This window comes from Halobacillus sp. BBL2006 (assembly GCF_000786645.1).
Classification (GTDB): Bacteria; Bacillota; Bacilli; order Bacillales; family Halobacillaceae; genus Halobacillus.
This window is the reverse complement of record NZ_JRNX01000332.1, coordinates 1-13,219: the sequence shown is the minus strand read 5'-3', so window position 1 is coordinate 13,219 and position 13,219 is coordinate 1. Positions and strand designations below refer to the sequence as shown.

The following is a 13,219-nucleotide window of genomic DNA, read 5'->3' as shown; positions in this document are numbered from 1 at the left end:
TTTGTTTTTTTTGTTTCAGACATAAAATCTCCTCCTTAGTTTATATACATATACGTGCATGGGTATAATATTTTTGAAAAATTTTATCTGCTTTTGACAAGCAGTTGAACGGCCTCATTAATGGAGTCCTCTTTATCTTGTGAATCATCAGCATCTTGAATGCACTCCACAAGATTGGAGCTCACGACAAGACCAATCGTGCGATCAATCGCACTTCTGGATGCAGACAGTTGGGTGATGACGTCTTTGCAATCTTTTCCTTCTTCCATCATCTTCAACACACCACGAAGCTGTCCTTCCAAACGCTTTACTCTATTTTTCATAGCGTCATTGTATTCCATGGTATTGACCTCCTTTTGTGGAGTTTTTTGGTGTGTGCTAACCAGCACATGAATCATGATATACCCCATAAGGTATATTGTCAACAGTAAAGCTGAAAAAATTTTAGGATAAGCGACTGCACCTTTTGGAAACCATATGACAAAGGGGTGAGACAGTGGAGATATGGATGGACTCAGTTAAAGTACTTGGAAGAATTATTGCCATTCTACCTTTGTTGTTATTTATCGGTTTATTTATGTGAAAAAGGTCTATAGGTGAATTACCTGTCTTCGCTTTTCTAGTCGTACTGGTATTAGGTTCTGTGGTTGGTGAGGAAATTTGAAAATCTACACAAGGGGTGGGGGGTATGAGCTTCCTGTGATCTTGGATGGAGAAATTCAGCGAGACATTTTATTTAGTACAAACAGGGATGAGGAATGGCTCGATAATCAATTGAAAATTCAAAAGATCTCCAGCCCTGAGGATGTATTCGATGCGGCTGTTACCGATCAAGGAGAATTCACAGTATTGAGAAAAAGGAAAGGACCAAACATTCCACCGATGCAACACTAAAATGAAATCGTAAATAATAGGAGATAACTTCCTCGATATTATATTTATACTTTTATGATCTTCATGTTCTTTTCGATATAAAAACAAACTCAGAAACAATGGGTTTGCCAGTGAACAATCCATACCCTGTGCTGTATTTATTGGTTCAATTGAATCAGGAAATAAGAAATGGATACGATCCTAAATATTCTTTTTATGTCCTCTTTCAGTTACAAAATACCACTTATCCCAAAAAATAAGCGAATCTATATACCTAAATAATGCTGGTCGGCATCCTGAACGGCCCGTAAATACAAGTTATTTCAAAATTACCCTCCTACAAAAAACCCCTGATGTGGAATCGATTCCTGTATCTTTAATATTATTTTTTTAGCGTATTGAAACCGCTGTATTCCATTTATTATGAGCGCTTTCAATGGTACTGCTGTCTGCTCGAGGTGACAAAAGACCCTCTTCATTTCATTGTTGAATATCCATTTGATTCCTTGAGTTCCATACATTAGTTTTAATTCGAAAGCTTTCATCCATAAATTTTACGAGGAGTGTGAATGATGAAGAGAGGTAAAAGGTTATCAGTAGTACAGGGTGTAGCATTATCCGCGATTATGTTAGTCGGAGGATTAGTTCAAGCTCCAGGAATCGTGAGTGCAGCTGAACAGAATGAGACAGAAACGGCGGTATGGTCACGTGAAGACGCTCAGAATTACAATCTGTCTGAGAACAACACGGCACCAAATATCGACAACGTTGATGAAGTCGCTCCTGATTATTGGGTATGGGATACGTGGCCATTACGTAATCGTGATGGATCGATTGCAACCGTAAACGGGTATAAAGTCGTTTTTGCACTGACAGCATCGAAAGATTACACGTGGAGCGGACGTCACGATCATGCTGCTATACGCTACTTCTACTCTAAGAACGGTAAAGACTGGGAAATGGGCGGTTTAGCTTATGATCAGGAAAAAGCATTAGGATCTCGTCAATGGGCTGGTTCTGCCATGATGGAAGAGGACGGAAAAGTACACTTATTCTACACAGCGAGTGGTCGTAAGGGAGAAGAAACAACAACATTTGAACAGCGTCTGGCTAAAACGACTTTCGACATTGGTGTAGATAAGAAGAATAAATCCATTGAGTTGAGCAACTTTGGAGAGCACATGATCCTTGCTGAAGCTGATGGAGAATATTATGAAACACAAGATCAAAAAACAGGGAATATTATTTATTCCTTCCGTGATCCTTGGTTCTTCCAAGATCCTAAGACTGAAAAAGAATACATCATTTTTGAAGGTAATTCTGCTGGTTATGAGAAGACTTTAGATCCTGAAAATATCGGCAGTGAAGAATTCAGAGAGAATCATGAAGTTCCAGCAGGCGCTGAAGATTATAACGGAAATATTGGGATTGCTTCTGCAGAAAATGGAGATTTGACGGAATTCGAATTGCTTCCTCCACTTCTTGAAGCAGATGGTGTAAATCAACAGTTAGAACGTCCACACGTTCTCGTTAAAGGCGGACAGTACTACCTGTTTACAATTTCTCACCAATTCACCTTTGCTCCTGGTCTTAACGGTCCGGATGGACTTTATGGTTTCGTTAATGAATCTCTTCGCGGAGACTATGAGCCTTTAAATGATAATGGACTTGTACTCGCTAACCCTGAAAATGATCCATTCATGACTTATTCTCACGCTGTTATGCCAAACGGTACCGTCATTAGTTTTGTGAATGAGTACATCGACGAAAACGGTGATCGACAACTAGGTGGAACGTTTGCTCCAACATTGAAGCTATCTATCCATGGAGATGAAACGAAAGTTAACGGAACGCTTAAGGCTGGTCAAATCATTCCATCACACTAGAAAGGGGGAATTCCTGTGACTAAGAAGTCGAAAGTCTTCGGGTCAATTTTAGGTATGGCTACGTTGTTCTCGAGTGTACTTTCTCCAATGAGTGCATTTGCTGAAGAAGGTACGTCCAATTGGACGAGAGAAGATGTGACAAAGATTGAACAAAACGTAGACAATACAGCTCCTCAGATTTCGAAAGAAGATTTAGAGCAAATTGCGCCAGAATACCACGTATGGGACACATGGCCGCTTCGAAACAAAAATGGTTCGATTGCAACAGTGAACGGATATAAAATCATTATGTCACTGACAGCACCAAGCGATGTTATGCCAGGTAAACGTCATGACATAGCTGAAATCCGCTACTTCTATTCTAAGAACGGAAAAGACTGGAAGCTTGGTGGGGAAGTTTTTGAAGATGGTCAGGCTCTTGGTTCAAGACAGTGGGCAGGATCTGCAATGATTGATGACGGCAGAATTCATTTCTTCTATACAGCAACAGGAAGAAAAGGCGAAACGCAGCTAACATATGAGCAGCGTCTTGCTAAAGCTTCTGCTGATGTAGAAGTGGCAAAAGGTGATATTCAATTCACCAACTGGTCCGATCATGAGATCATCTTAGAGCCAAAAGGTGAGTATTACCAGACAAAAGAGCAATCTGCACAAGGTGATATTGCCTATGCTTTCCGCGACCCTTGGTTCTTCCAGGATCCGAAATCAGGGAAAGAGTACATTCTTTTCGAAGGCAACTCGAACGGGACACCAGCTGAGCGTACATGCCAGTCTGAATATATCGGATCTGAAGAATTTGCAGATGACCATGATGTACCTGAAGTGTCCAAGCTTTTCAATGGAAGTATTGGGATCGCTGAAGCTAAAAATAGTGAGCTGACTGAGTATGAAATTCTTCCTCCAATCATGGAAGCGAATTGTGTCAATCAGGAGCTGGAACGCCCTCATATCGTTACTAAGGGGAACCAATATTACTTGTTCACAGATACGCACAAGAACAAATTTGCATCTGGAATCACAGGTCCGGACGGTCTGTATGGTTTTACATCTAAATCATTAACAGAAGGCTATGAGCCGTTGAACGGTGATGGCCTGGTCGTTGCCAATCCTGAAGATGAGCCTTATCAGACATACTCATGGATGGTGATGACGAATGGCACAGTGATCAGCTTTGCTAATTTCTATGATTTGGATGGCCTGAGTATCAATGAAATCGGTCTTCAATCGGAAGAGTTTCAATTTGATCACTTTGGCGGCACCTTAGCACCTTCGCTTAAACTTTCTATTCATAATGATGAGACTCAAATCGTGAAAGAGATGGATGCAGGGGTATTCAAATAAATAAAAAAGTCAAAGGCATGCTGCCTTTGACTTTTTTATTTATACAGTTCGGTCAATACAACCAATTAATCGTTCTTCAATATCTCTGGCAATCGCCTGAATCTTTTCATCTTCTACCATTTGAATGAGGGAAGTTGGCTTCGGCATACCAATTTTAGTCGTTCCATCTTCGGTGTAGACGACCATTTTACACGGGAGGAAATAGCCGGCTAACGTATTTTCATTCAACACACGCTGAGCTTCCTTAGGGTTACACACCTCTAAGATTTTAAAATCCTTTTCAAACTCTAATCCTTTTTCTTGAAGCTTATTCTTGAGGTCAAAGTTCCAAAGCACTCCGAATTTTTCTTCCATCAGGTTTGCCTCTAAGCTCTCAACGGCTTCGTCCATTCCTTTTTTTGTTTCAACTGTGTAGTCAAACATAAGCATCCTCCTTAAAGATTAGACTCGCTTTTCACATACCCTGCAACGTATGTGTGTAATCATCTTTTCAGTTTTCGTCATCATCTGAAAGATCACTGTTGCCCTCATAATGATAGCCATTAATCTCGCTTTTCGTAGGGGCAGGATCGTATAAGACATACTTTTTCCTGCGCGTCCTAAAAAAATTCAGAAATGAAAATAGGATGCCAAAGATGAGTATAGGACGATTTGTGAAATAAGAAATTACAAATAAAGTACCAGTTATAAGTATGGATAGGATTTCAAGTGCTCTCAATTTCAGAACCTCCAATAAGTATGTGCTCTTCATTACGGTTATCACAAGGCGATTGTTTCAAGGAATGAAAAAATTTAGATTTTTATAACAAATTTACTTGTAATAAAACACTATTATATGTAATAATGAGACCAAGATATTTTGAAAGCCCTTTCTTTTGATGGTTTAACAGATGTTTTATTACTATATAAATTGTAATTAAAAGGTGTGACAGGAATGATTGATACGAAATCTTTAATAAAGAAAAAGGATAGTCGGTCCGCTGATTATCCCAGACCACAGTTTCGTCGTAGAGATTGGGTTGATTTAAATGGTACATGGAAGTTTCGGTTCGATGACGATGAATTAGGTGAAAAAGAAGCATGGTTTTCGGGAGATGTCTTAGAAGGGGAGATCCAAGTTCCTTATGCCTACCAAAGTGAAAAGTCCGAAGTGAATGAGCAAAGTCAGCACCAAGTCGTTTGGTACGAAAAATCATTTGAATGGAAAAAATCGAAAAATGAACTATATCTCCATTTCGAAGCAGTGGATTATTTCACAAAGGTCTGGGTGAATGGACAGTTCATTGGAGAACACGAAGGAGGGCACACGCCTTTCAGCTTTCTTATCAGTCCAGTTTTAATAGACGGAGACAACACCATTACCGTACGGGTTCAAGATGATAATAGTGTAGAACAACCGATTGGAAAACAATCTTGGAAGTCCGATAATTTCCTATGTTGGTACACTCGAACCACGGGAATTTGGCAGCCTGTTTGGCTGGAAGAAGTGGCACCCATCCATCTAGAAGACGCAAGAATGACACCAAAGGTGGAAGATTCGTCATTACACGTCCAAGGAAGTATTAAAGGGCATCAGCATCCGGTCTATTTAGAAGCAGAAGTGTTTTTTCAAGGAGATTGGATTACTACTGCGGGCGCATGGGTGAATGCAAATCAAAAGACAGTAGAAATCTCACTGGATATACAATCCGATCTAGCTGATTTTCGTGTGTTTTATTGGTCTCCGGACACGCCCAATTTATACGATATTCGCTTTACATTAAAAGACAGGGAACGGACGTATGATCAAGTCGATAGTTATTTTGGGATGAGAAGCATAGAGACTGATGGGGAAAGAATTCTTTTGAATCGTGAAAGCTTTTATCAGAAGTTGATACTGGATCAGGGGTATTACCCTGGCTCGCTCATGACGGCAACTTCCAAGCAGATGGAAGAAGACTTGAGAAAAGTGAAAGAAATGGGCTTTAACGGAGTAAGGCGTCATCAAACCATTGCGGATCGACGTTATATGTATTGGTGCGATCGATTAGGTCTTGTGATGTGGGCAGAGATGCCGAGCAGCTTTCATTTCTCTACCACCTCGATGTCCCGAATGATGGACGAGTCGCGCAAAATGAATGAGAAGCATTACAATCATCCTTCCGTAATTATATACACGCTCATGAACGAATCCTGGGGTGTGAACGAAATCTATCATCGTAAAGATCAGCAGAACTTTGTAAACGCTTTATACTATCAAGCGAAAGCGATTGACCCGACAAGGCTTATTGTTGGAAACGATGGATGGGAGCATACATTGACCGATATTCTAACGATCCACGACTATAATTCTGATGCTGAATCGATGAGACAAAGCTATGAGAAAAAAGATGAATTTGTAAATGGCAGTCCATCCAAAACAAGTCGTAAACAGAATTACGCGAAGGGATATCGATATAGCGGGGAGCCCGTTATGGTTAGTGAATATGGCGGTATAGCCTACGGCTCATCAGATGACAATGACTGGGGTTATGGATCCAGACCGGAGTCTAAAGGAGAAGTGCTTGACCGTTTAGAGCAATTGACCAACGTGATAATGAATACTGAATTCATACAAGGCTTTTGTTATACCCAGTTGACAGATGTAGAGCAGGAAGTAAATGGTTTACTAAATCAGGATCACGAGTATAAGTTTGATCCAGAAAAAATAAGAAAAATTATCGCACAGCAGTCCAACGGTTTCGTTTTTGAATGATACTGAGGAGGTAAGAAACGATGGAAACAGCAAAATCAATGGCTTCAAAAGAAGTGGATAAGCGTGAGGATATAAAAACGAAGGAATTTGCATCGTATTTTGGGTATGGATTTGGACAATGTATCAGCTTTGGGTTAGTCGGCTCCTATATTTTGTTTTTCTACACCGATATTTTAGGGATTTCAGCAGCTGCTGCAAGTATGATTTTTCTGATCGCTCGCACGTGGGATGCGATCAATGATCCGATGATGGCATCAGTAATGGATACGTTACATTCCAAGCATGGAAAGTTCCGCCCTTATTTGAAGTACATGCCCTTTTTTATAGCAATCATTACGATTGTCTGTTTTCTTCCGCTGGATGGACTTAGTAGTACAGCTAAAATCCTCTTCGCTGGAGGTACCTACATCCTGTGGGGGATGATCTACACGGTTTCTGATGTACCATACTGGTCTTTATCGACTGTTATGAGTCAGGATGCTCAGCAGCGTACCAAACTAATTACGTTTGCTAATATGGGTGTCTTTGCTGGGATCGGTCTATCTCCTGTTGTGTTTATTCCCCTGGCTGAATGGCTGGGACAAGGCGATCAGGGGCAAGGGTATTTGTTAGCTACCGTCGTCTTGATGGCTTTTGCTCTTCCTATCATGCTCAATGGCTTCAAGAATACAAAAGAAAGAGTGAAGCCTCCAAAAACAAAGGTGAAGTTATCAGATGCCGTGCGGGCTGTAAGAGCCAATAAACCAATGTTTGCTGTTTTAGTCGTATTTTTCTGTAATGTGTTCATGAACATTACGCAAGCGTTAAATGTATTCTTCTTTACGTACAATCTTGGAAACGCTTCCCTGATGTCAATTTTCGGAGTCATAAGTTTGGTAAGCTGTGTCGGCTTCTTTGTCATTCCTAGTCTCGCTCGTCGGTTCAAGAAAAAGCATCTGCTGATGACAATCGTAGCTTTGGATATCGCTATTCGAATTGTGTGGTTCTCTGTGGGCTACTCGAGTGTCGTTGTATCGTTTATCTTCATTGCAATTACGATGCTTTTATATACGGCCACAGGTCCTTTGATTTCTTCAATGCTGGCAGAAACGATTGAGTACACTGAATTGAAGACAGGAAAAAGGAATGAGGCGGTAACCTTCTCAGGGCAAACCTTTACAGGTAAACTATCCGTAGCTATTGCCGGTGGACTGACTGGAGTGATTTTGACTTGGATCAATTATGCTCCAAATCAAGAGCAATCAGTCGCCACAATGGATGCCCTGTTCTTCGTCGTAGCACTTCTTCCGGCCCTTGGTTCATTGATTCGTCTTATAGTCATGTATTTCTATTCCTATACGGAAGATGAGTATAATGACATTGTAGAAAAGCTGGAAGAAAGAAAATTAAAAGAAAACCCAACGCATTAATTGGTACCCCTCTGCTGTTCGGCGGAGGGGTTTTATGATAGGCACTTTTAGTCTGCTATAATTGGTATAGAATACATAGAATCGCAGGTGGTGTGAAAGTGAAAAGTTTACAATTGTCATTTAATAATATGCTTTCGATCAGTAAGGCGTTAGCCAATCAGACGCGCATTGAGATTTTGAAGATTCTAAGTGAAAAACCACATAACGTGAATGAACTGAAAGATAAATTGGAACTCCCTTTTTCTACAACAGCATCGCACGTGAATAAGTTAGAGGAGGTAGGTTTAATTGTAACGGAGCTTGTCCCAGGAAGAGGTACACAAAAAGTGAGCGCGATCAATTACGATCGAGTTGTGATGAACCTCTTCTCAGAAGATTCTGCTGTGGACGCACATGAACTTAGCTTTGAAATGCCAATTGGTGATTACTTAGACTGTCATGTAGTCCCCAACTGTGGTTTAGTGGACGAGAACGGATATATAGGGATGCAGGATGATCCTCGAGCGTTTTACGAACCGGAAAGAAAAAGAGCGCAACTGCTTTTCTTCAGAGACGGCTTTGTAGAATACCGTTTTCCGAATCGCGTACCATATGGCTTTCAAGCGAAAGAAATTGAGTTCAGCGCTGAAGTTTGTTCAGAAGCCCCTAACTACAAGCTGGATTGGCCTTCAGATATTACGGCGTGGGTGAACGGTCATGAAGTAGGAACATGGACATCCCCAAGTGATTTTGGTGGTGAACGAGGTCTGCTTACTCCGGATTGGTGGAGAACGAATTATACCCAATATGGTTTATTAAAACAATGGAAAGTCACAAGAGACGGCTGCTTTATAGACGGATCGAAAGTGGAGAATTCTATCTCTCTTGAAGACTTGATGGTAAGTGATCAACCTTATATTTCTTTTAAGCTTGGGATTAAGGAGGATGCCGTAAACGCTGGAGGCATGAACTTATTTGGCCCCAAATTCGGAAATTATGAACACGGCATCATGATGCACTTAAAGTATGAAAAGAAAAATTAATGAAAAGCAACGGAGAAAGAATTTTCTAAATCATTTAGCAAATTAAATTGACAAAGCCGATAAGCTATATTATGATTGGCAACATCAACAAAACAAACGAATAACTTTTCTTCTTATCTAGAGAGGTGGAGGGACTGGCCCTACGATACCTCGGCAGCGGGACTGATGATGAATCATCAGGAACTGTGCCAATTCCAGCAGGTGCTTTATGCACTTGAAAGATGAGAAGAGACGGTGTCTCATACATATTGAGAGCCCCTCTTCTTATTTTTTTAAAAGAAGAGGGGCTCTTTTCGTTGTTAGGGGAAAATAGGGGGAAGACGATGATCCAGTTTGAAGGTGTTTCGAAAATCTATGATCATAACGGCCGTGATTTAAGAGCGGTCGACCAAGTAGATTTAAAGATTGATAAAGGCGAAATTTTCGGTGTGATCGGTTTCAGCGGAGCGGGGAAAAGTACGCTTGTCCGCCTTGTGAATTTATTGGAACGTCCGTCAGAAGGAAGGGTGTTCATTGACGGGGAGGACTTAACGAAACTTCAAAAACCACAATTGCGCAAAGTCCGGAAACGAATCGGAATGATTTTTCAGCATTTCAACTTACTCGAATCGAAAACGGTCCGCCATAATGTCGCTTTTCCATTAGCGATTTCTGGTACACCAAAGAAAAAAATCCAAGCACGAGTCGAGGAAATTCTTAAATTTGTTGGACTTTCGGATAAGGCGAATCAATATCCAGATGAACTTTCAGGAGGACAAAAGCAGCGAGTGGGGATTGCGCGTGCCCTCGCTACATCACCGGATATTCTTCTATGTGATGAAGCGACTTCCGCTCTTGACCCTGAAACCACTAAATCGATATTAAAGCTCCTTCGCCGTGTCAGGGACGAGTACAATATCACAATCCTTATGATAACTCATGAAATGAATGTGGTGAGAGAGGTTTGTGACCGGGTGGCCGTCATGGAAAATGGGAGGGTGATAGAAAAGGGCTCCATTTTTGACTTATTTTCAGCCCCGCAGCATCCGACGACAAAGAATTTTGTCAGGACAGTGATGGAAAATGAAATCCCTGCATCCATATTAGAAGGCATCGAAAATAGAAAGGCAAGTCGTAACATATACCGTGTAACCTTCGTTGATGAAAGTGCAGGTCAGCCGATTCTCTCCCAAGTATCCAAAAATTATTCGGTTGAGGTAAACATATTGTTCGGTCAAATCACGGAACTGCAAGGCATTCCGTTTGGTCATCTTGTCGTCGAGCTTCAAGGTGACGACAAAGAGATATTAAGAGCCATCAATCATATTCAATCAAACGTTACCGTACAGGAGGTGGAAGCACATGCAGGTTAATTTAGTTGATTTTTGGCCGAGAATCTTAGAAGCCACGAACCAAACGTTACTAATGGTCGGCATATCGCTGTTATTGGCTACGCTCATCGGTGTTCCGCTTGGGATCGCGTTGGTCGTAACGAGAGGCGGGGGATTACTGGAAAACAGAGTGGTCTTCAACGCATTCAGTACAATTGTGAACTTTTTCCGTTCGATTCCATTTATTATTCTTCTCGTCGCTATTCTTCCATTGACGAGGCTGGTCGTAGGATCGTCCATCGGAACAGCGGCAGCCGTTGTACCCCTGGTCATTTTCTCAGCTCCATATATTGCGAGATTAGTAGAGAGCAGTTTATTAGAAGTAAAGCCGGGAGTCATTGAAGCTGCGGAAGCGATGGGAGCAACACCGTGGCAGATCATTTTTAGAGTTTACATACCTGAAGCATTAAGTTCAATCATCTTAAATTTGACCATTGCCACGATTGGTTTGGTTGGGGCTTCTGCTATGGCAGGGTTTGTCGGTGGCGGCGGTCTTGGCGATCTCGCCATCTCTTATGGTTATCAACGCTTCGAAACCGACATCATGATTGCTACAGTTTTATTACTTGTGCTCATCGTACAAGTTACGCAAACGATAGGAACCTTTGTATCTAAAAAAATTCGCAGACAGTAGGAGGATTCATCATGAAGAAATTATTCATTTTATTAAGTATTTTACTATCGGTGGGAACCGTTTTAGCGGGGTGTTCAGAAAAAGGCTCTGCTGAATCGGAAAAGAAACAGGTCGTTAAAGTAGGATTGAACGGGTCAGGAGTACCGATTTGGGAGAAAATCAAAGAAAAAGCAGCAAAAGAAAATATTGAAATTGAACTGGTTGAATTTGCGGATTATGTTCGCCCCAATATGGCGTTAGCGGATGGAGACATCGATTTGAATGCTTTCCAGACCGTTTCATACTTTGATTCCTTCATAAAGGAACACAATTTGGATTTAGCACCGATTGGAACGACATTGATTGCTCCAATGGGCATATACTCCGAAAAGTATGAGGATGTAAACAACATCCCCGAAGGAAGCTCCATCGCTATCCCTAAAGAAGCGACCAACATGGGCCGTGCGCTTTTGCTTCTCGAAAAAGCGGGCTTGATCGGTCTGCCGGAAGATTTTGATGGAAATGGATCTTTAGACAAGATCAAAGAAAACCCTAAGAATCTGAAGTTTGAACCGATTGTAGCTGCTCAAACTCCACGTGTCCTGCCTGATGTAGCTGCTTCTATCATCAATAATGGCGTGGCAGTAGAAGCTGGATTCGTGCCGGTGGATGATGCCATCTTTATTGAAGATGACACTGCTCAACCATATATCAACATTATTGCAGCAAGAGCAGATGAAACCGATAAAGAGGTTTATCAGAAAATCGTAGAACTTTACCAAGAGGAAGATGTAGCGAATCATATCAAAGAAGTCTATAACGATTCACTAATCCCTACCTTTGTCCCGCTTGAAAAAATTGGTTGGTAAAGGAGCTTAGAAATGAGTACAAACGTGAAAGCGCCTCTAAGTGAGCGTATCGCCTCATTTATTGACAGTAATAAAGAAACGTACATTAAAACGAGTCACTTGATTCACGATCGTCCTGAAATCGGAAACGAAGAAGTGTATGCCTCCGATCTCCTGTGCCAGGTGCTGAAAGAAGCTGGGTTTACAATCGATCGTCTTATCCCAGAACATCCAACGGCTTTCATTGCTTATAAGCCTTCAAATAAACCTGGGCCAAAGATCGGGTATTTAGCTGAGTACGATGCATTGCCAGGTCTCGGGCACGCCTGTGGTCATAATATCATTGGAACTGCATCTGTTGCAGCGGCGATTGCGCTTGGAGACGTGATTGAAGAAACAGGGGGAGAAGTTTATGTGCTCGGTACTCCTGCTGAAGAAGGTGGTCCGAATGGTAGCGCGAAAGGAACTTTTGTAAGACATGGTCTTGTGCAGCATCTTGATGTGTGTATGATGGTACATCCCCTCGGAAGGACGTCCGGTTCAGCGCCAACACTAGCTGTAGACCCGGTGGATTTTGAATTTTTCGGTCGAACGGCCCATGCAGCTAGTAACCCGGAAGATGGCATCAATGCACTTGATAGCGTCATTCATTTATTCAACGGAGTCAATACGCTTCGTCAGCATGTGACAGAAGATGTACGGATGCATGGGATCATTCTCGATGGTGGAGAATCACCAAATATTGTCCCAGATTACGCCCGCGCGCGTTTCTACCTTCGGGCGGCCACCAGGGAAACATGCGATACCATCACCGACAAAGTGATCAGGATCGCTGAAGGTGCTGCTCTTATGACAGGCGCAGACTATAAAATGACTCGTATCCAAAACGGAGTAGATAATTTCAAGGTGACCCCACGGTTTGATCAGGTTTTTCGTGAAAAAATCGAAGCGCTTGGAGAAGAGTATCATTTAGAACGCAAAGGGCTTGGTTCAACGGATGCCGGTAATATCAGTCAAGTAGTGCCAACTATTCATCCTTATATTAGTATTGGCCCGGATGACCTTGTTGCTCATACAGTCGCTTTCAGAGAAGCCGCGCGTTCAGAAGCTGGGGATCTAGCGT

At 41.8% G+C, this 13,219-nt stretch carries 12 protein-coding genes and 1 riboswitch; of the genes, 10 read left to right on the top strand and 2 right to left on the bottom strand.

Annotation, left to right across the window (positions count from 1 at the left end; translation table 11 throughout):
* Positions 1-83 precede the first annotated feature (83 nt).
* Positions 84-341, bottom strand: a complete 258-nt coding sequence (locus tag LD39_RS10580) for a metal-sensitive transcriptional regulator (RefSeq protein ID WP_035546066.1) — start codon at positions 339-341, stop codon at positions 84-86.
* Between the two features lie 319 nt (positions 342-660).
* On the opposite strand from LD39_RS10580, the gene LD39_RS10575 reads away from it, so the two are divergent.
* The 3 genes from LD39_RS10575 (at position 661) to LD39_RS10560 (ending at position 4,100) form a co-directional block, all read left to right on the top strand.
* A complete protein-coding gene (locus LD39_RS10575; RefSeq protein WP_035546064.1) occupies positions 661-894 on the top strand; it encodes a YetF domain-containing protein in 234 nt (77 codons plus the stop codon).
* 551 nt (positions 895-1,445) lie between these two features.
* The gene (locus tag LD39_RS10565) at positions 1,446-2,759 is read left to right on the top strand and encodes a glycoside hydrolase family 68 protein (RefSeq protein WP_035546060.1); all 1,314 of its coding nucleotides are present in this window, start codon (positions 1,446-1,448) and stop codon (positions 2,757-2,759) included.
* A 15-nt stretch (positions 2,760-2,774) separates the two neighbouring features.
* Positions 2,775-4,100 carry a glycoside hydrolase family 68 protein gene (locus tag LD39_RS10560; RefSeq protein ID WP_231572556.1) on the top strand — a complete coding sequence of 442 codons (1,326 nt, stop codon included), beginning with the start codon at positions 2,775-2,777 and terminating at the stop codon, positions 4,098-4,100.
* A 39-nt stretch (positions 4,101-4,139) separates the two neighbouring features.
* Here LD39_RS10560 and LD39_RS10555 read toward each other — a convergent pair whose 3' ends face one another.
* Positions 4,140-4,523: a DUF302 domain-containing protein gene (locus tag LD39_RS10555; protein ID WP_035546057.1), complete on the bottom strand. Its 384-nt coding sequence runs from the start codon at positions 4,521-4,523 to the stop codon at positions 4,140-4,142.
* A gap of 511 nt (positions 4,524-5,034) precedes the next feature.
* On the opposite strand from LD39_RS10555, the gene LD39_RS10545 reads away from it, so the two are divergent.
* The 7 genes from LD39_RS10545 to LD39_RS10515 all read left to right on the top strand — a co-directional run.
* Positions 5,035-6,834: a glycoside hydrolase family 2 gene (locus tag LD39_RS10545; protein ID WP_052158817.1), complete on the top strand. Its 1,800-nt coding sequence runs from the start codon at positions 5,035-5,037 to the stop codon at positions 6,832-6,834.
* A gap of 20 nt (positions 6,835-6,854) precedes the next feature.
* Positions 6,855-8,243 carry an MFS transporter gene (locus tag LD39_RS10540; protein ID WP_052158816.1) on the top strand — a complete coding sequence of 463 codons (1,389 nt, stop codon included), beginning with the start codon at positions 6,855-6,857 and terminating at the stop codon, positions 8,241-8,243.
* Between the two features lie 98 nt (positions 8,244-8,341).
* A complete protein-coding gene (locus tag LD39_RS10535) occupies positions 8,342-9,265 on the top strand; it encodes a transcriptional regulator (RefSeq protein WP_052158815.1) in 924 nt (307 codons plus the stop codon).
* Between the two features lie 110 nt (positions 9,266-9,375).
* Positions 9,376-9,493, top strand: a riboswitch (SAM riboswitch).
* Positions 9,494-9,588: 95 nt separating this feature from the next.
* On the top strand, positions 9,589-10,617 hold the full coding sequence (locus LD39_RS10530; protein ID WP_035546053.1) for a methionine ABC transporter ATP-binding protein: 1,029 nt from the start codon (positions 9,589-9,591) through the stop codon (positions 10,615-10,617).
* On the top strand, positions 10,607-11,269 hold the full coding sequence (locus LD39_RS10525; protein WP_035546051.1) for a methionine ABC transporter permease: 663 nt from the start codon (positions 10,607-10,609) through the stop codon (positions 11,267-11,269). The genes LD39_RS10530 and LD39_RS10525 overlap by 11 nt, the downstream gene beginning before the upstream one ends.
* A gap of 11 nt (positions 11,270-11,280) precedes the next feature.
* Entirely contained in the window at positions 11,281-12,117 is an 837-nt protein-coding gene (locus LD39_RS10520) for a MetQ/NlpA family ABC transporter substrate-binding protein (protein ID WP_035546048.1), read from the top strand.
* Positions 12,118-12,129: 12 nt separating this feature from the next.
* Positions 12,130-13,219: M20 family metallopeptidase (locus LD39_RS10515; RefSeq protein ID WP_035546046.1), on the top strand; the 1,090-nt coding region annotated here is incomplete at its 3' end.

Bases quoted from the DNA above. Each gene is read 5' to 3' on its own strand.
- LD39_RS10565 (WP_035546060.1), top strand. From the start codon at position 1,446: ATGAAGAGAGGTAAAAGGTTATCAGTAGTACAGGGTGTAGCATTATCC.
- LD39_RS10525 (WP_035546051.1), top strand. From the start codon at position 10,607: ATGCAGGTTAATTTAGTTGATTTTTGGCCGAGAATCTTAGAAGCCACG.
- LD39_RS10530 (WP_035546053.1), top strand. From the start codon at position 9,589: ATGATCCAGTTTGAAGGTGTTTCGAAAATCTATGATCATAACGGCCGT.
- LD39_RS10555 (WP_035546057.1), bottom strand. From the start codon at position 4,523: ATGTTTGACTACACAGTTGAAACAAAAAAAGGAATGGACGAAGCCGTT.
- LD39_RS10520 (WP_035546048.1), top strand. From the start codon at position 11,281: ATGAAGAAATTATTCATTTTATTAAGTATTTTACTATCGGTGGGAACC.
- LD39_RS10545 (WP_052158817.1), top strand. From the start codon at position 5,035: ATGATTGATACGAAATCTTTAATAAAGAAAAAGGATAGTCGGTCCGCT.
- LD39_RS10540 (WP_052158816.1), top strand. From the start codon at position 6,855: ATGGAAACAGCAAAATCAATGGCTTCAAAAGAAGTGGATAAGCGTGAG.
- LD39_RS10580 (WP_035546066.1), bottom strand. From the start codon at position 341: ATGGAATACAATGACGCTATGAAAAATAGAGTAAAGCGTTTGGAAGGA.